Source organism: Coprobacter sp. (assembly GCF_982436375.1).
The window spans coordinates 1-18,030 of record NZ_CEWDCG010000002.1 but is presented as its reverse complement, the minus strand read 5'-3'; the positions used below and the strand labels follow the sequence as shown (position 1 = coordinate 18,030).

The following is an 18,030-nucleotide window of genomic DNA, read 5'->3' as shown; positions in this document are numbered from 1 at the left end:
ATAGATCTCTTTATGCTTATCAAAAGATTCGTATCGGTAGTATTTGGTGTCTGTATAGTTTGTGTTGTAAATGCCCAATCGGCAACAGGAAGCTATGTTAATAATTTGAGAAATGAGTTAGTAAAGACATGGCCGCATAACCGGACGATAAATATTGTATTTCATGGTCATAGTGTTCCGTCCGGTTATGCCAATACTCCTGTGGTGAATACTTTAGGTGCTTATCCGCATTTGACCCTTCATGCAATAAAAGAGCATTATCCTTATGCCGTAGTGAACGTAATTACGACTTCTATCGGGGGAGAACAATCGGAACAAGGTGAAAAACGATTTAAAAAAGAGGTATTGACTCACCGTCCGGATTTGTTATTTATTGATTATGCGTTGAATGACAGGAGTATAGGGTTAGAACGATCATTAAAGGCTTGGGAAAAGATGATTAAACAGGCTTTGAAACAAGACATAAAGATTGTTCTGATGACCCCGACTCCGGATCTTACTGAAAATATTTTAGATGAGAATACTCCATTAGCCAAGCATGCCCAACAGATACGTGATTTGGCATCGAAATATCATTTGGGGTTGGTCGATAGTTATGTTATGTTCAAAGATTTGGCTAAGGAAGGGAAAGATCTTCGGGAATACATGAGTCAGTCGAATCATCCTAATGCAGAAGGGCATAAGGTCGTATTAAAGGCAATTGAGAAATGGTTTGTTTCACGGTAGGAAGAGAAATATATGAGAATAGGAAATTATATTAAAATAGGAACTTTTATTATTATCGGAATATTTGTCTTCCCATACGTTTTGTGTGCACAGAACGGTTACTATTTTTTTTCGGATTCGGATAAGGTTGCCATTCGAAATTCTGCAAATACTTTATGGGGCAGTGTAATTGTAGAATCGATGAAAGAAAAAGTAAAAGAACGCCGTTCTCATAAAATGGAAGTTCCTTTGTTAGAAGGGGGGCATCTTCATGATTATTTTTGCCCGGTACATAATCTTTCTTTTAGTTTTGAATGGGATAAACCGAATGAACATTATTGCTCTGCATGTAAGAAATATTGGAAAGGAAACAAGCGCTATGATTGGGCATGGATAAATAAGGTCCACGCGGAGAATCTACAATATCTGGAGAATTGTACTTATTTGTATTTGGCGACGGGAGATACGGTCTATGCAACTTATATCCGTGATATGTTACTTGATTATGCATACAAATATCCCACTTATTTCGAGCATAATATAAATCGTGTGGCAACCGGCTTAAATAGTGGCAAACTGTTCGGACAAAGTCTCGATGAGTCAGTTTGGGCGAGTGATGCTGCCCGGGCTTATTCGGTTGCAAAGGAGATAATGTCCTCCGGTGAGATAAAGAAAATAGAAACCGGCTATCTGAGACCTTGTGCCGAGTTGTTGCTTAAACGTCGGGGTGGAGGAAATTGGCAGGTATGGCATAATAGCGGATTGATTGCTTTAGGAGTTGCTTTGGAAGATGATAAAATAGTCGATATTGCACTGAATGACAAACAATGCGGATATCATGCCTTAATGGAAAAACATGTACATGATGATGGCTGGTGGAATGAAGGTTCTCCGACATATCATTATTACCCTTTAAGAGCTATGATGCTATCTGCCGAAGCGTTGCGTTGTCGAAATATAAATTTGTATGATCGTAAGTTGTTGGATATGTTGGCTTCTCCGGCGCAGGGTGTATATGCCGATCTTTCTTTTCCGGCGCATAATGACGGTTGGTATGGAGAATCTCTTTTGGCGCAGACTAAATTGTATGAATTGGCTTATGCAAGGTCTCATAATCCGTTATTCCGTAATATATTGGAGCGTTGTTATTGTTTTGTCAACCGAACTTCCGCTGAGGCTTTATTCAATCCGGTATCAATGGAGCAAAAAGGAAAACCCGAGTATGGAAAGAGTACCTATTTTAAGGATCTCGGGGTTGGTGTTTTAAGATATCAAGATAAAACAGTCGTTTTAAAATATGGACCGTATGGTGGTGGACATGGGCATCCGGATAAGCTATCCATATCTATTCACAACGGGAAACGTGAAATTTTACCCGATTTGGGAACGTCGGCTTATGGCGTACCTGATTTTACAACTTGGTATCGGAAATCTTTAGCGCATAATACGGTTACGGTCGATGGTAAAGATCAAGCTCCGGTTACAGGGAAATTGGTTCGTTTTTTACCGTCTTCATCCGGAGGTACAATTGAAGCAGAAGTGGATAGTGCGTATAATGGTGTAAAGATGAGACGTTGTGTGACGCTTAAAAAAAATCGGTTGTCGGATGATTTTGTTTGCGAGTCGTCGAGATCTCATGTTTATGATTATGTATTGTTGTTTACAGAACCTTTGGACCTTCCTCAGGTAGGGAAAGAAATAGCCATAACAGATGCTCCTGTATATGAAAAAATCCAGAATATGAAACGGTGTATTGTCCGAGGAAAATTTACTATACAGACATCTGATGCAGAGATACGAATCGAGCCTGGCTGTGATGAAATAGAACTTTATACCGGGGTAGCACCCGGAATACCCCCCACGAATCCCGGAGTTATAACGAAAAATCATAGTGAGCAACGAGAAACGCAACCTTGCTATCCTTTAATTATCAGAGTAAAAGGTGAGAAAATGAATATACAAACAATTTGGAATTTAAAATAGAAAAGTATGAAAAACATAATTATAAAATATAGTATTGTCTTTTTTAGCTTTTTATTTCTTATATCGGGAAGTCTTTTTGCTCGTGAGGAAATGTCCCTTTGCGGAGTATGGAAATTTGCATTAGAACGAGATTATAAATCTTATGATTCTTGGACAGAAGGTTTTGAGTTCGGTCGGGATGTAACAGTCCCTCATACGTGGAATGTAGAAGATAAAACGGAACGTATATTCGGAAAAGCTTGGTATGAAAAGCGAACGATTGTTCCGGAGAATTGGAAGGGTAAACATGTCCGCCTTTGTTTTGATGCGGTATATAGAGATGTTGTTGTTTGGGTCAATGGAAAACAAGCGGGTACACATTCGGGATCGGGATTTACGGAATTTTCTTTTGACATATCTCGTTTACTAAAATATGGGAAAGAAAATCGAATAACAGTGTCTGTCGATAACTCTTTTTCTGAACATGCTCTGCCTTATAAAGCTAAATTCGACTGGCCGAATGATGGGGGCATTATTCGGCCGGTAAAACTTTTAGCTTTGGAAAAACCTGCAGTACGCTCTGCGTTTGTTCGTTACGATATAGATTTTAGTAATAGTTCCGCAGATATGGATATAGAGGTGAGAAGTTGGAACCCTGAGATAAAGGAGCTTTCTTATGACGTAATTATCAAAGAATGGAAATCGGAGAATACTATTTTTGAAAAGACATTTGAGGCCAGTATAAAAAATGGCATATCCCGATTGAATTTTAGATTGGATAGTGTTAAATTGTGGCATTTCGATACTCCTCATTTATATACATTGGAGATAAAAAGCGTGCAGAAGGGTAGAGTATCAGATTCATATACAACACGTTTTGGAATAAGAAAAGTCGAGATTAAGGGGGATACGCTTCTTTTGAATAACGAACCTGTTCGGCTTCCGGGAATAGAATATATGCCCGGCAGTTACCCTGAGTTCGGCATGGCAGAACCGTTGTGGGTTATGGAAAAGGCTGTGGAACAAATAAAAGATTTGAATTGTGTCCTTACCCGCTGCCATTGGCAATATGATAAACGCTATTTCGATTTGTTGGACGAAAAGGGAATATTGGCTCAGGAAGAAATTCCCTGGTGGCAGGCTCCGGGGAATTTGACTCCGGAATTAGAAGATTTAGCAAAAAAACAGATCGACGAAATGATAGAGCGGGATTTTAATCATCCGTCGATAATTGCATGGGGAGTAAGTAACGAAGTATTTTATAATACGGATAAAGATATTTACCGGAGGTTGATTCGTTATGCCAAGGATTATAATTCGGGACGATTTGTGACGGTGGTTTCAAATGAGATATTTGATCGTCTTGAGAATGACGAGTCTCTTTTAGGTGATATTCCTACATGGAATGATTATACGGGTACTTGGCATGGTAAGAGCAGGGAGGAGACACCCGATAAATTGGCATTGATTAATAATCGTGCTTTAAAAGGACGTCCGTTATTGATTACAGAACACGGATTGTGTGAGCCGCGTTTTGTGGGGGCAGATGCTCGTCGTGTCGTAGAAATGACTTATCATTATGACCAATGGGCTAAAAATAAGTTTATTATCGGAGTGATTTATTTTTCATTAAACGATTATCGCACTCATGTCGGAGAAGCCGGTTTCGGACGATATAAATCGCGGGTACATGGATTGTCTTCGATGTGGTTCGATAAAAAGCCTTCATTTCAAGTCTATAAAGGATTAGCAGCCCCTATATATGTGGAAAATTTGCATATACGAGCTTCTGGGAAAGAGGCCCAGGTTGTTTTAAAAGTAAAAGACGATCTGCCTTCCTATACTTTAAGAAAATATACAGTACGCTGGAAGACCGTTACTGGTATGAAAAAATTGGAGTTACCCGATCTGAAACCGGGAGAACGATATACTTTCGAGATTGACGGGTTAGATCCTTTATCTCGTCCCGATGTGAAAATTTTCAGACCGACAGGGTATTTAGTTACGGAGTATTAAAATGTAGGTAGTATGAAAAGATCGTTGTTATTTATTCTTCTTTGCAGTTTGTTCACATTTGCTTTTTCAAAAGAGAATACTGTTGTCGTATTCCCTAATGAAGTGCATCAGACAATTCACAGTTTCGGTGCTTCTGATTGTTGGCGTACCCAATATATCGGGAAAAATTGGCCTTTAGAAAAAAGAAATGCCATTGCCGATTATCTGTTCAGTTCTGATTTTGATGACAAAGGAAATCCTCGTGGGATAGGATTAACGCTTTGGCGTTTTAATATAGGTTCGGGAAGCCATGAGGCTGGAGAGAGAGGTGGCGTAGCGTCGGAATGGCGTAGAACCGAATGTTTTTTAGATTCTTTGGGAAATTGGGACTGGTCAAAACAAGAAGGACAGAGATGGTTTTTGCAAGCTGCCCGGGAGAGAAAAGTTCCTTATACCTTAGGCTTTTCTATTTCGGCACCTGTATTTATGTCGAAAAATGGAATGGCACGGGCTAGTGAGCCTACACCGTATGCTAATTTGAGACCTGATAAATATGTCGATTATGCTCATTTTATGGCTGTCGTTTGCGAAAAATTGGGGCTTGACTATTTGAGTCCTATTAATGAACCTCAATGGAATTGGATTCATGCACGTCAGGAAGGTATGCAAATGACTAATGAAGAGTGTTGCCGTTTGATCCGGTGTCTGGATAAAGAATTGAAAAAAATAAATGGGAATACTCGTGTAGTTTTTGGAGAAGCAGGTTGTATTAATTATTTATATGAACGGGTGAAAGATAATCCGTTGAGAAGTAATCAAATAGAAGAAATATTTTCTACCGATGGAAAATATAGCATATCTGGACTGCAAAATGTCGCTCCTATTGTTTCGGGACATTCTTATTGGTCAACATGGTCGTTAGATTCATTAATCAGTTGGAGAAAACGATTGGATCGTAAAATAAAAACGGATTTACCCGGTACAGCTTATTGGCAGACCGAATATTGCCCTATGGAGAAAAATGATGATAATCCGTATGGCGGTGGAAAACGAGATATAGGGATGAATACGGCCTTATATGTAGCGCGTGTTATTCACAGTGATCTAGTTTATGCGAATGCGGCTTCTTGGCAGTTTTGGACTGCTTTTTCGGAATGGGATTATAAGGACGGTCTGATTTATATCGATGACGGAAAGTCTCCTCAAGGAGCTAATTCGCTTGATAATCCGTTAGTGGAATCTTGTAAATATGATGGAGTGTACAGAACGTCAAAACTAATGTGGGCTTTAGGAAATTACAGCCTGTTTGTCCGTCCCGGCATGCAGAGAATTTCTGCGAATTTGCAAGGAGTTTCGGATGAAGAATCGGTGCGGTCGCTGATGGTGTCTGCTTATAAAGATCCGATTTCTGGTAAAATGGTTTTGGTTTTTATCAATTTCGGTCAGGATGAGAATATTGTGAATATTCAGTTCAAAGGAAATAAGAAGGTTGCTTCTGTAAAATATAAACAGTATATTACTTCTGAAGAGTGTGATTTATCATATAAAGGTAATGTCGGAAATAAGGTCGTTATTCCTGCTCGATCGTTAGTGACTTTAGTATCCGAAATGAAATAAGTATTTTATATTATGAATAGGTTAAGTATTTGTATTGTAATGAGCATAGGTTTATTCTTTTGGGGAATAAGCAGCGTGTCTCATGCTCAAATGAAAAGTGTGAAAGAGTCTTGTATTTCATCGTTTCGGATGCCTTTACCTCCTCCCGGTTTTAAACCGAAACTGGAGGATTTGAATGGTGACGGAAAGCCGGAGGCTATCTATTCTATGACAGGTGATAGTGTTCCTATTCTTTGGATCGATGATGACCGAGATATGAAATGGACGGATATCGAAGGTGATATGGATAATGACTGTTTATTGATAGACCGGAATAAAGACGGCATATATGGCGGCGACGGTGATCTGGTTATTGATTGGGTTGATAGCGATAATGACGGAAAAGCCGATCTGCAGATTGTGATGGATTATCCGGCCGTGCATGCTACGGAAGTATGGCCGAATGGGCATGTGATGATTTTGTTAGATACGGATAAAGACAATATTTTTAATTATATTGATTGGAATACTTATCAAATAAAAAGCTGGAATAAAAGCGGACGAGCAGCGTTCTATACGGATTATAGCGGACAATCTGCATTTACCAAAATGCATGTGGCTACCTATAATATGGGAGATCTAAGGCTTAATTGGGAGAATCCCTTTTTGTTTTATGATCCCGATAAGGATGGCCTTTCGGAAATGGCTGTCCGTCTATTGGACTCTCCGAGTGTTAAAGATAAAAAGGCGTCTTGGAATGGTTATGTAAATATGCAGTTGGAAGGAGTAATCGATTGGGTGTCTATTTCTGTAGATTTGGATAATGATAATGCTCCGGGAAATGATTTCGATTTCGATTTTACTTTAGGTCTTCGAGGAGGTGGATTTGATTATATGGATCAGGTTCATGTATTTAAGAATATGAGAGGTTTGCCCGAAGCAGATAAATTTTTTATGGATCCGCGTTGGCGTCAGATGAATGAATTGATTTATCCCGATCATAAAAATGCATTCGATCTGATTTTTAATAGAGGAAAATGGGAAAGTGCCCATTTTGTTTATGATGAAGATGATGATTGTCATCGTTGGGAACGTGTAGAATTCTATGAAGCATTAGATCCCTTTAAGGTCGGAGCCGGAAATGGAGGATTAGACCATAATACACAGGCTGATGCGGCCGGAGACCGAGGGGAATGGGATATGGACTGTTCGGGAAAAGGTAATTTATATATTAGTCCTTTAGATGGTCGTTTACATTTATATGGAGCTGAATGGGGGTGCTGGCGTGTAGATCAGAATACGGAATATTATCAAGGTTGGGATCGTCTTTGGATCAATAAAAATCCTAAAAAGTTCGCAACGGTAAAATATACAGATAAAAACGGTAATGGATTTCTGGATTATGTAGAATACGATATGGATGGTGACGGGAAGTTCGAGACTGTATTTGATTTGAAAGCTTTAGGAATTGATGATAGAGCTAAACTGATCGATGTTTCGTCGTTTACATACAGAGATTATACTAAAATGATGAAACGTATGTCGGACGGAATATGGGAACGTGCACAAACAGCCGTACGTGTAGCACACAAATACGGGTTGAATACCTCTTGGTATGCATGGTGGATAGAAGCACTTTCGATGCGTGAAAAATATCATCGCGGATATTGGCTGCAATATTATCTGTTTCAAGATTTGATGAATTACGGTCTTCGCATAGGAGATAAAGACCTGCAACAAAAATTGGTTGTTGCTTATTGTAGCGGGAATTGGAAAAGTTTGCTTTAAAAATCTGGTTTTATGAAATATCCGGTTTCTTCTTCTGCATTATTTCCGGTGGCGGGATTGTTATTTTTTCCGCTTACGGCTCAAACCCAGACTCGTCCGAATGTCGTGTTCATAGTTGTGGATGATTATGGATGGGCAGATGTCGGGTACAATGGAAGCCGTTTTTATGAAACTCCCAATATAGACAAACTTGCTGCGGACGGAGTGATTTTTACGGACGGATATGCCGCAGCTCCGGTAAGTTCTCCTGCAAGGGTAAGTATAATGACAGGCAAGAATCCCGCACGAACGGGGATCACCGATTGGATTCCGGGTTATCAATATGGCCTGGATAAACAGAAACTGAGCAAATATAAAATGTTGTCTCCTGAGATGCTGTTGAATATGCCGCTTGAGGAAGTTACTATCGGAGAAGCATTAAGGGAACAAGGGTATAAAACATTTTATGTCGGGAAATGGCATTGTGCTGAAGATTCTTTATTCTATCCTCAATATCAAGGTTTTGATGTGAATATCGGGGGATGGTTAATGGGAAAACCTAACGGGGATGTCCGGAAGAAAGGAGGACGGGGAGCATATTTCTCTCCCTATCATAATCCGATGTTATCGGACGGTCCGGATGGAGAGTACCTTACGGATCGTTTAGGAGATGAATGTTTGAAACTAATGGATTCGGCAGGAAGATCACCTTTCTTTCTTTTCTTGTCGTTTTATGCAGTGCATACTCCGATAGAGGCGAAACCTGAGGTTACGAAATATTTCGAGAAGAAGGCTCGGAAAATGGGTTTGGATACGATCTCACCTTTTACGACAAATAAAGATTGGATACGGAATACTCCATATAGAGCTTGGCATTGGAAAGAACGTACGATACAGAGTGATGCCGAATATGCTGCATTGATATGGAGTATGGATGAAAATGTGGGGAAAGTTTTAGATTATTTAAAAAAAGAGGGCTTATATGATAATACGGTCGTTTGCTTAGTTTCTGACAATGGTGGTTTATCTACAGCTGAAGGTTCTCCTACTTCTAATTTCCCGTTACGGGGAGGAAAAGGCTGGCTGTATGAAGGCGGGATACGGATCCCCTATATTATTAAGACTCCTTATATGAAAGGTTCGGCTGGGATTTGTAAAACTCCAGTTTCTTCTACGGATTTTTATCCTACTATACTGGAGCTTACCGGAGCGACTTTGAAACCCTACCAGCATAAAGATGGAGTAAGTCTTGTACCTTTATTGAAAGGGGATACGGTCTTTGATCGGGGAGCTATTTATTTTCATTATCCTCATTATGGAGGTAAAGGTGATTCTCCGGCAGGAGCTATACGTAAAGGAGATTATAAGTTAATATGGTTTTATGAGGATGATCATATAGAATTATATAATCTTAAAATGGATATTTCTGAAAAGGAAAATTTGGCGGAAACTCAAAAGGAAAGAGCTTTGTCTTTACAGAAAGAACTGCAGGAATGGTTGTGCTCATGTGCTGCAAAAATGCCTGTATATAATCCGGATTATAAGGAAATAAAATATTGAAATGAAATATAATTGAGTTATGAGACTGAGATATGTATGCTTATTATTCTGCATCTTTTTTGTAGGGTATATGAAAGCTGGAAATACGAAAATTTCTCCCGATTCATTAATGAGTGTAATGAAACGTGTTGCCGATTGGCAAATAGCGGATTATCCTCGACATTTACATAAATGGACGCATACTACTGTAATGTGGACTAACGGAGTAATGTATATCGGAATGGCGGAATGGGCTTCATTGTGGAAAGACGACTCTTATTTTGAATGGTTGAAGAAAATTGCTGCAAAAGAACGGTGGCATCCGGCAAAGGGTATGTATTTTGCTGATGATATTTGTGTGTCGCAGCTTTATTGTCAGTTATATGAAAAATATAAAGATCCGGTAATGCTTCAACCTACAGAAGCCCGTTTGGAGTGGGTAATGAATCATCCTTCAAAGGCAGAACTGACTTATGAGTCTCCGCATTCCCATGATCGTTGGTGCTGGTGTGATGCTTTGTTTATGGCTCCTACCGTATATGCACGTATGGGAAAGATTACGGGTGACATACGGTATTGGAATTTTATGGAAAAAGAGTTTTGGGAAACCGTAGAGCTTCTATATGACCGCAAAGAGAATCTTTTTTATAGAGATACCCGTTATTTGTCAATGCGTGAAAAGAATGGAGCTCCAGTTTTTTGGGGACGAGGTAATGGTTGGGTAGCGGGGGCTCTGGCCGTAATTATAGACCAATTACCGGAAAATTATCCGACACGATTAAAGTATATAACTTTATATCAGCAGCTTATGAAACGTGTTGCCGGATTACAGGATGATGAAGGATATTGGCATGCCAGTATGCTTGATACAGAAACATACCGAATGCCTGAAACAAGTTCTACGGCCTTTTTTGTATATGGTTTGGCTTGGGGAATTCGTCGTGGATATCTGCCTGAAAAGAAATATTTTCCTATAATGGAAAAAGGGTGGAGTGCCCTTGTGCGGGCAGTACATCCGGATGGGAAATTAGGTTGGGTGCAGGCCATCGGATCTGATCCTCAAAGAGTATCGGCAGATATGACAGAAGTATATGGCACGGGGGCTTTTCTATTGGCTGGTACTGAAATTTATAGAATGCTTATGGAGAAATGAGACGATATTTAATTTTTTTATTGTTCGTTGCTGGAATTTCCGGAATATCTGCTCAGACTGTAATTCGAATAGATAGGGGAAGTTCCGGATTGGAATTTGAAGGTATTGGTGCTGTAAGTGCTGGTGCTTCGTCACGTCTACTTATTGATTATCCAGAACCGTACAGGTCTGATATATTGGATTTTTTGTTTAAACCTCATTTTGGAGCTTCATTACAACATTTTAAATTTGAGCTTGGAGGAGATATAAATTCTACTTGTGGAACAGAACCTTCTCATGCACGTACGAGGCAGGAGATGCAGAATCCGGTCTGGTTTTATTTTGAAAGAGGCTACGAATGGTGGTTGGCACGGGAGGCTTTGAAAAGAAACCGAAATATGATTTTCGATATATTGCAGTGGGGGGCTCCGGGGTGGTTTGACGGAGGTTTTTATTCTATGGACAATGCAGAGTATTTAGCATCGTATATAAAGGAAATGAAGCGTTATCATAATATCGATATAGCTTATTGCGGATTGTGGAATGAAAAACATATACCTGATTTATCCCGCAATTATGCCGTAAATATTTTACGTCCGGTTTTAGATAAAAACGGGTTGAAAAAAGTAAAAATAGTCGGTAATGATATGTATTGCTCTTCACCTGAACATCATGAGCCGTGGAGTTATGCGAGAGAGTTATTGAATGATTCGATTCTGAAAGAAAATATAGATATCCTGGGGTATCATTATTTAAATGTCGATGCTACACAGGACGTGAAATCATTAGATATGCCTGTTTGGGAAAGTGAGGCATCTATTTTGTCTGGAAACTGGAAAGATGCTCTTACTTTTGCGCGAAATACGAATCGCAATTATATCCGGAGTCGTGCGGTCAAGACATTGATATGGTGTCCTGTAGATGCATATTTCCCTAATGTGAGTTGGAATGGGGTAGGAGCTATGGAAGCCCGTATGCCGTGGTGCGGTTATTATGATGTGCGTCCGGCTATTTGGGCGATAGCTCATACGACGCAGTTTGCAGATCCGGGATGGCGTTATTTAGATGATGCTTGTGGTGAAACCGATACGGGATTGTCATATATTACTTTAAAGCATCCGAGAAAAGAATTGTATAGTATGATTATCGTAACCGGAAATAGACCGGATACTCTTGTTCTGGATGTTTCTCTTATTGGTTCAGCAGAATTTTGTTTATGGAAAAGCGATGAAAAAGATCAGTTTATCCGACAGACATCTGTCCCTGTCAAGGACGGGCGTTTAATTTTGACCCTTGCACCGGATGCTATTTATTCGTTAACAAATACGGTAGGGCAAAAGAAAGGAAAGGCTATTCATCCTATTCCTGCAAAGTCAGAATTTCCTGCATATTATACAGAGAATTTTGAGTCGTATGAGAAAAATCGTATTACTCCGCGCTGGTTATCTGATCAGGGAGGAGCTTTTGAGGTTGTGAAGTTGCCGGATGGCAACCGAGTATTGCAACAGCAAATAACAGAATCGTTGATTTGTTGGGATCCTTGGGGAAAGAATAATCCGGAACCATATACGCAGGCCGGATCGTCGAACAGTAGTGATTATGTTGTATCTGCCGATTTTAAAATCGGAGAACAAGGGTGTGCTCGGATTTTCGGAGTAGTGTCATGGTTCGAAAGCAATACAGCTCCGCACGGCGTTGGATTAGAGATAATACATAGCGGGGAATGGAAATTATCTATAAATCAAGAAGTTATAAAAGAGGGAGTTATAGAAATTGATCCTTCTGCATGGAATCATTTTGTTTTGGAATGTGGAATCTCTGAAGTCAGAGCCATAGTCAATAATTGTATATTGGCCGATATCCCGGCTGATCGTAATTATGTAAAAGGTTTTTTTGGAGTCGGATCTGATTGGAATAGAGTATGTTTTGATAATTTGCAGGTAAGGCCATTAAATGTGAATTGAATTTATTTATATGAGAAGGTCAAATTATGATAAATTCCCGGTAACAAATATAACGGGAGAGATATGGGTAGGAATAGAGGATATAATTTCGCAATTGCAGCGTGAAATTGTAAAAAAGGATTTTATATTAGTTGTGGATTGTTATGTCGGGGTTTCCTTGGATAAGTTGTATGAATGTTTAATAAATCTGCATCCTGATTTGTGTATAAATACGGAATATCTGATGAAACCGGAAAATGAAGTTCGCGATATGACTTATCCGTATGTGACTGATGACGAATTGTTCGGATATAGAACAAGATTAAATATTTCCGATTTTTTTGATCATGAAAAAGTTTCGGCTTTCCGTAAACGGATTTCTTCTGAAAAAGGCATAAAAATTATTCTGGGGTGTGGAGCTTCTTGGATTTGCCCTGATGCTGATTTGTTGGTATATGGAGATATTGCACGTTGGGAGTTGCAACAGCGTTTTCGTCGTCATGAAATAAAAGCGTTAGGTGTGGATGTCCGAAACGAATCACCAGCCCGGCAATACAAGCGTGGGTATTTTTGTGATTGGCAGGTGTGTGATACCCTTAAAAAAAGTATATATGAGAAAGTCTGCTATTGGTTGGATATGAATATTCCACTGACTCCTAAGATGATAAGTAAAGATACTTTTATGCGGGGACTTGCCAAGACGATTGAGAGACCTTTCAGAGTTGTTCCGTTTTTTGATCCGGCCCCTTGGGGAGGTCAGTGGATGAAGGATGTTTGTGATTTAGATAAAAATGCCGATAATTTCGGTTGGTGTTTCGATTGCGTCCCGGAGGAGAATAGCTTGATGTTGCGAGTAAATGGTGTCGATTTTGAAATGCCTTCGGTGAATTTAGTTTATTTGAAAACCGCCGAATTGCTTGGAGAACCGGTTGAAGCTCGTTTCGGACAGGATTTTCCGATACGGTTTGATTTCTTAGATACTATAGGTGGAGGGAATCTCAGTTTACAAGTGCATCCGACAACTCAATATATACGAGATAGATTTAATATTCCTTACACTCAGGATGAAAGCTATTATTTGCTTGATGCCGAAAAGGGGGCATCTGTTTTTTTAGGAGTAAAAACGAATGTCGATAAAGAAAGCATGTTAGCTGATTTAAGAAGCGCCCAATCTGGAGAAATGATTTTTGACCCGCAACCCTATATCAATTGTTTTCCGGCATTCAAACACGATCATTTTTTGATACCGGGAGGGACAGTACATTGTTCCGGAGTTGGAGCAATGGTTTTGGAGATAAGTTCTACCCCGAGTATATTTACTTTTAAACTGTGGGATTGGAAACGGTTAGGTTTGGATGGTAAACCTCGGCCGATAAATGTGGAACATGGTAGTCATGTAATAAATTGGAAAAGAGACACGGAGTATGCTTTGAAATATCTGGTGAATTGTGTGGAGGTTGTTGCGGAGGGTGACGGATGGATAGAGGAAAAGACCGGACTGCATCCAAATGAATTTATTGAAACCCGTCGGCATTGGTTTGAAAGAACGGTAACACATTATACAAGGAATAGTGTCAACGTTTTGAATTTGGTGGAAGGAGATGAGGTTATTATAGAGAGTCCTGATGAACGATTTGAACCGTTTGTGCTTCATTATGCAGAAACGGTCATTGTCCCGGCTTCGGTCGGAACATACACGATAACGCCTTATGGTACAGCTTCGGGAAAACGTTGTGCTACTATAAAAGCTTTTGTTCGGTTAAATGCTTAAATGAAACGGTATGGGATATGTAAATGATAATAGAATAGTAATGACATTGGATGCCGGCGGAACGAATTTTGTTTTTTCGGCGATACAGGCCGGTGAGGAAATAATAGAACCTTTTTCTGTTTCGTCTTGTAGTTATGACCTGAAATCATGCTTGAACAGTTTGTCAAGTGGTTTCCGAAAAGTATGTTCTTTGTTGCCTCAAGATCCGGTTGCAATCAGCTTTGCTTTTCCCGGTCCTGCAGATTATGAAAATGGAGTAATCGGAGATTTGCCGAATTTCCCTTCTTTCAGGGGAGGTGTAGCACTAAAAGCTTTTCTTGAAGAAAAGTTTTGTATACCGGTGTATATTAACAACGATGGAAATTTATTTGCATATGGAGAAGCGCTTGCCGGAGCATTGCCTTATGTAAATAGTTGTTTGGAGTCTGTGGGGAGTAACCGGCGTTATAAAAATTTATTAGGTATTACTTTCGGTACGGGGTTTGGAGCAGGAGTTGTGATAGATAAGGTCTTACTATCGGGAGATAACGGTTGCGGTGGTGATGTATGGCTTGCTCGCAATGGTTGTTATCCGAACATGATAGCGGAGGAGAGTGTCAGTATTCGTGCTGTAAAACGGGTGTATGAACAGTTTGCCGGATTAGAGGATTCAGATTTGACTCCAAAAAATATTTTTGAAATAGCGGACGGAAAGATGGATGGTAATAAAAATGCCGCAGTGAAAAGTTTTCAGGAATTTGGTAAAGTTGCGGGAATGACTATTGCCGGGGCTTTGAATATAGTGGACGGAATTGTCGTTTTGGGAGGAGGAATTACAGGGGCGGTAAACTATTTTATGCCATCTTTGCTGGAGGAGTTGCGGGGAAATCTTTTCTCTTTTTCCGGAGATAGTTTCCCTGTTTTGCAAATGGATGTTTTTGACCTTTCGAACCAACAAGAGTTCGATTCTTTTTTATCGGATGAAGATGAACTTATAAAAGTTCCTGATTCGGATAGATATATTCCATATCGCAAAGTTAAGAAAACAGGGATACTTGTGTCATCCTTAGGGACTAGTAAAGCTATTGCATTAGGAGCATATACATTTGCTCTGACACAACTTGACAAGAGTTAATATATCTGTTTGCATAATTTAGTAGGATATAAAAGAGTTTCTTTGGGAATAGTTTCTATCTTTACAAATAGGAAGTAGTAATGAACTTTTATATAATTATATCCTATGTCCTCAATCGTTTTTTTCGGGGCAAAGCCCTATGATATAGCATCATTTGATGCAGCGAATAAGAATTTCGGGTTCGAAATTAAATATTATAAGGGAAACCTTAACATGGATAACCTGATATTGGCGAGGGGTGTCGATGTCGTTTGTATTTTTGTGAATGATAATGCTGATGCAGGAGTGGTCAAGGCTTTATCTGAAAACGGAACTAAATTATTAGCCTTGCGATGTGCGGGATATAATAATGTCGATTTAAAAGCTGCTCGGGAATATGGAATGAAGGTTGTAAGAGTTCCGGCTTATTCACCTCATGCCGTAGCTGAATATACATTAGCTTTAATGCTCACTTTGAATAGAAAGATACATCGGGCTTCGTGGCGTACCCGTGACGGTAATTTTTCTTTGCACGGATTGATGGGATTCGATATGTATAATAAGACTGCCGGAATTATCGGAACCGGAAAAATCGCTAAAATTTTGATTCGCATTTTGAGGGGATTCGGTATGAATGTTTTAGGATACGATCTGTATCCGGACAAAAAGTTTGCCGATGAGGTAGGAATGACCTATACTTCGTTGAATGAGCTGTATGCTGATTCGGATATAATCTCATTACATTGTCCGCTTACACCGGAAACAGATCACATGATTGATAAAAACGCCATATCTAAGATGAAAAAGGGGGTTATGGTTATTAATACTGGACGAGGCCGCTTGATCGATACGAACGATTTGATAGACGGGTTGAAAGAAAAAATTATTGGTTCTGCTGCATTGGATGTATATGAGGAAGAAAGCAATTATTTTTATATGGATCGTTCGGATTATATTATTGATGATGATGTGCTTGCCCGGTTGCTTTCATTTAATAATGTCATCGTAACTTCTCATCAAGCTTTCTTTACTCAAGAAGCTATGGCAAATATTGCAAACACGACGTTGCAGAACATTCGTGATTTTCGGACTGGATCAGAGTTACAAAATGAAGTTAAGGCCGGGATTTGATATTCGATTTTAATTGTATATCAGAATATAAAGATTTAAATAAGTTGCATAAGTTACCCACAGTATATACGGAATGAATAAAATTGAGCTGATTTTATTTATTCCGTAACTTTTTACACTATACACAATTATTAAGAATTCGAGCAGAATAATATTTATGAATCCGAGTAATGGATTTTGCATATAGAAGAAAAAAATACTCCATGTGAAATTAAAAATTAATTGCAGTATAAAGAGTATAGCCCATGCGATCGGAAAGACCATATTAGGAGGTGTCAGGCTTGGTTTATTTAAGTAGGGATACCAGTTTAAAATAGAACTTTCTTGAATCTGTCCGGCTATAAATCCAATTAAGAAACAACACAGAATGGGTATAATAAATTTGTAAGCTTTTTTCATATATCGATAGATTTTGTTGATATAATAACACTTGTCCGTATTCTTTTGTTGAATCAAATTGAAACTAAGAACCTGTATAGATTTTGCATGGAGCAGTTCTGAGAGTCTTTTTCGAGAATGTTTTTCTGTTTTTGTTCATCGGATATTTCGCTGTCTCCTTTTATAAAATAAGAAAATATACTCAAAAGTTTTCTGGAAATATCAAAGGTCGGATATGATCTAAAAAACTACCATTCGATTTCTGATATTCCTTTACTCTTAAAATATTGATTAGTTTTACTGAAATGTTTGCATCCGAAAAATCCTCGGTCTGCAGACAAAGGAGAGGGATGTGCGGCTGTTAAAACACAGTGTCGGTTACGGTCGATAAATGCACCTTTTCTTTGGGCATAAGAGCCCCAAAGCATAAAAACGATGTTTTCTTTCTCATCGTTTAGTATTTTAATGACAGCGTCGGTAAATTCTTCCCACTCCTTTCCTCTATGTGATCCGGCTTGATGAGCCCTGACCGTAAGAATAGCATTGATGAGTAATACTCCTTGATCAGCCCACCGTTCTAAACGCCCGGATTTAGACATAGGTTTACCCAAGTCGTTTTCGATTTCTTTGAATATGTTAAGAAGAGAGGGTGGAAAAGGTACTCCATCGAGTACGGAAAAGCAAAGTCCATAATATTGCCCTGGTTCATGATATGGATCTTGGCCGATAATGACTACCTTTACCTTGTCGAAAGGGCAGGTGTTAAATGCGTGAAAGATAAATTTCCCAGGAGGATAAATCGTATGTTTAGAATATTCTTCTTTTACAAAATTTGTCAGATTATAGAAATATGGTTTGTCAAATTCTGGTTGTAGTCGTCTTTTCCAACTGTCTTCTATATTTACTTCCATGTATTCGATATTTTTGAAATCGGGTTTTAAATATAGTCAAATTCGATATATATTTTCATTAGTGTCCACTAAAAAATCATAGAAGTTCTTTGAAATTATTGAAATTC

The 18,030-nt window shown here is 39.0% G+C and carries 13 protein-coding genes; 11 read left to right on the top strand and 2 right to left on the bottom strand.

Features of this window, described 5'->3' with window-relative positions; translation table 11 throughout:
* Window positions 1-12 precede the first annotated feature (12 nt).
* From AC1WHX_RS00245 to AC1WHX_RS00195, 11 genes are all read left to right on the top strand, one after another.
* Window positions 13-726 (top strand): SGNH/GDSL hydrolase family protein, encoded by a 714-nt coding sequence (locus AC1WHX_RS00245; RefSeq protein ID WP_302544897.1) that lies wholly within the window; start codon window positions 13-15, stop codon window positions 724-726.
* Window positions 727-738: 12 nt separating this feature from the next.
* On the top strand, window positions 739-2,688 hold the full coding sequence (locus tag AC1WHX_RS00240; protein ID WP_302544896.1) for a heparinase II/III domain-containing protein: 1,950 nt from the start codon (window positions 739-741) through the stop codon (window positions 2,686-2,688).
* A gap of 6 nt (window positions 2,689-2,694) precedes the next feature.
* Window positions 2,695-4,683 carry a glycoside hydrolase family 2 protein gene (locus tag AC1WHX_RS00235; RefSeq protein WP_122337443.1) on the top strand — a complete coding sequence of 663 codons (1,989 nt, stop codon included), beginning with the start codon at window positions 2,695-2,697 and terminating at the stop codon, window positions 4,681-4,683.
* A gap of 12 nt (window positions 4,684-4,695) precedes the next feature.
* The gene (locus AC1WHX_RS00230) at window positions 4,696-6,279 is read left to right on the top strand and encodes a glycoside hydrolase (RefSeq protein WP_122337444.1); all 1,584 of its coding nucleotides are present in this window, start codon (window positions 4,696-4,698) and stop codon (window positions 6,277-6,279) included.
* A gap of 12 nt (window positions 6,280-6,291) precedes the next feature.
* Window positions 6,292-8,046: a hypothetical protein gene (locus AC1WHX_RS00225; RefSeq protein ID WP_302544895.1), complete on the top strand. Its 1,755-nt coding sequence runs from the start codon at window positions 6,292-6,294 to the stop codon at window positions 8,044-8,046.
* 12 nt (window positions 8,047-8,058) lie between these two features.
* Window positions 8,059-9,585 (top strand): sulfatase, encoded by a 1,527-nt coding sequence (locus AC1WHX_RS00220; protein WP_302544894.1) that lies wholly within the window; start codon window positions 8,059-8,061, stop codon window positions 9,583-9,585.
* Window positions 9,586-9,604: 19 nt separating this feature from the next.
* Window positions 9,605-10,717 (top strand): glycoside hydrolase family 88/105 protein, encoded by a 1,113-nt coding sequence (locus tag AC1WHX_RS00215; RefSeq protein ID WP_302544893.1) that lies wholly within the window; start codon window positions 9,605-9,607, stop codon window positions 10,715-10,717.
* Window positions 10,714-12,660, top strand: a complete 1,947-nt coding sequence (locus AC1WHX_RS00210; RefSeq protein ID WP_302544892.1) for a glycoside hydrolase family 30 protein — start codon at window positions 10,714-10,716, stop codon at window positions 12,658-12,660. The genes AC1WHX_RS00215 and AC1WHX_RS00210 overlap by 4 nt, the downstream gene beginning before the upstream one ends.
* A 10-nt stretch (window positions 12,661-12,670) precedes the next feature.
* Entirely contained in the window at window positions 12,671-14,410 is a 1,740-nt protein-coding gene (locus AC1WHX_RS00205; RefSeq protein WP_302544891.1) for a class I mannose-6-phosphate isomerase, read from the top strand.
* A 10-nt stretch (window positions 14,411-14,420) separates the two neighbouring features.
* A complete protein-coding gene (locus tag AC1WHX_RS00200) occupies window positions 14,421-15,524 on the top strand; it encodes an ROK family protein (protein WP_302544890.1) in 1,104 nt (367 codons plus the stop codon).
* Window positions 15,525-15,629: 105 nt separating this feature from the next.
* Window positions 15,630-16,634, top strand: coding sequence for a 2-hydroxyacid dehydrogenase (locus tag AC1WHX_RS00195; protein WP_122337450.1), 1,005 nt, complete (start codon window positions 15,630-15,632; stop codon window positions 16,632-16,634).
* 9 nt (window positions 16,635-16,643) lie between these two features.
* Here AC1WHX_RS00195 and AC1WHX_RS00190 read toward each other — a convergent pair whose 3' ends face one another.
* Together AC1WHX_RS00190 and ung are read right to left on the bottom strand one after the other, a co-directional pair.
* Window positions 16,644-17,033, bottom strand: a complete 390-nt coding sequence (locus AC1WHX_RS00190; protein WP_481228785.1) for a TspO/MBR family protein — start codon at window positions 17,031-17,033, stop codon at window positions 16,644-16,646.
* 227 nt (window positions 17,034-17,260) lie between these two features.
* Window positions 17,261-17,923, bottom strand: a complete 663-nt coding sequence (gene ung / locus AC1WHX_RS00185) for a uracil-DNA glycosylase (protein WP_302544889.1) — start codon at window positions 17,921-17,923, stop codon at window positions 17,261-17,263.
* Window positions 17,924-18,030 lie beyond the last annotated feature (107 nt).

What these genes read in the sequence shown, in the direction of transcription:
- AC1WHX_RS00240 (WP_302544896.1), top strand. Translation starts at nt 739, where the DNA reads ATGAGAATAGGAAATTATATTAAAATAGGAACTTTTATTATTATCGGA.
- AC1WHX_RS00245 (WP_302544897.1), top strand. Translation starts at nt 13, where the DNA reads ATGCTTATCAAAAGATTCGTATCGGTAGTATTTGGTGTCTGTATAGTT.
- AC1WHX_RS00230 (WP_122337444.1), top strand. Translation starts at nt 4,696, where the DNA reads ATGAAAAGATCGTTGTTATTTATTCTTCTTTGCAGTTTGTTCACATTT.
- AC1WHX_RS00225 (WP_302544895.1), top strand. Translation starts at nt 6,292, where the DNA reads ATGAATAGGTTAAGTATTTGTATTGTAATGAGCATAGGTTTATTCTTT.
- AC1WHX_RS00235 (WP_122337443.1), top strand. Translation starts at nt 2,695, where the DNA reads ATGAAAAACATAATTATAAAATATAGTATTGTCTTTTTTAGCTTTTTA.
- AC1WHX_RS00200 (WP_302544890.1), top strand. Translation starts at nt 14,421, where the DNA reads ATGGGATATGTAAATGATAATAGAATAGTAATGACATTGGATGCCGGC.
- AC1WHX_RS00215 (WP_302544893.1), top strand. Translation starts at nt 9,605, where the DNA reads ATGAGACTGAGATATGTATGCTTATTATTCTGCATCTTTTTTGTAGGG.
- AC1WHX_RS00195 (WP_122337450.1), top strand. Translation starts at nt 15,630, where the DNA reads ATGTCCTCAATCGTTTTTTTCGGGGCAAAGCCCTATGATATAGCATCA.
- AC1WHX_RS00190 (WP_481228785.1), bottom strand. Translation starts at nt 17,033, where the DNA reads ATGAAAAAAGCTTACAAATTTATTATACCCATTCTGTGTTGTTTCTTA.
- AC1WHX_RS00210 (WP_302544892.1), top strand. Translation starts at nt 10,714, where the DNA reads ATGAGACGATATTTAATTTTTTTATTGTTCGTTGCTGGAATTTCCGGA.
- AC1WHX_RS00220 (WP_302544894.1), top strand. Translation starts at nt 8,059, where the DNA reads ATGAAATATCCGGTTTCTTCTTCTGCATTATTTCCGGTGGCGGGATTG.
- AC1WHX_RS00205 (WP_302544891.1), top strand. Translation starts at nt 12,671, where the DNA reads ATGAGAAGGTCAAATTATGATAAATTCCCGGTAACAAATATAACGGGA.
- ung (WP_302544889.1), bottom strand. Translation starts at nt 17,923, where the DNA reads ATGGAAGTAAATATAGAAGACAGTTGGAAAAGACGACTACAACCAGAA.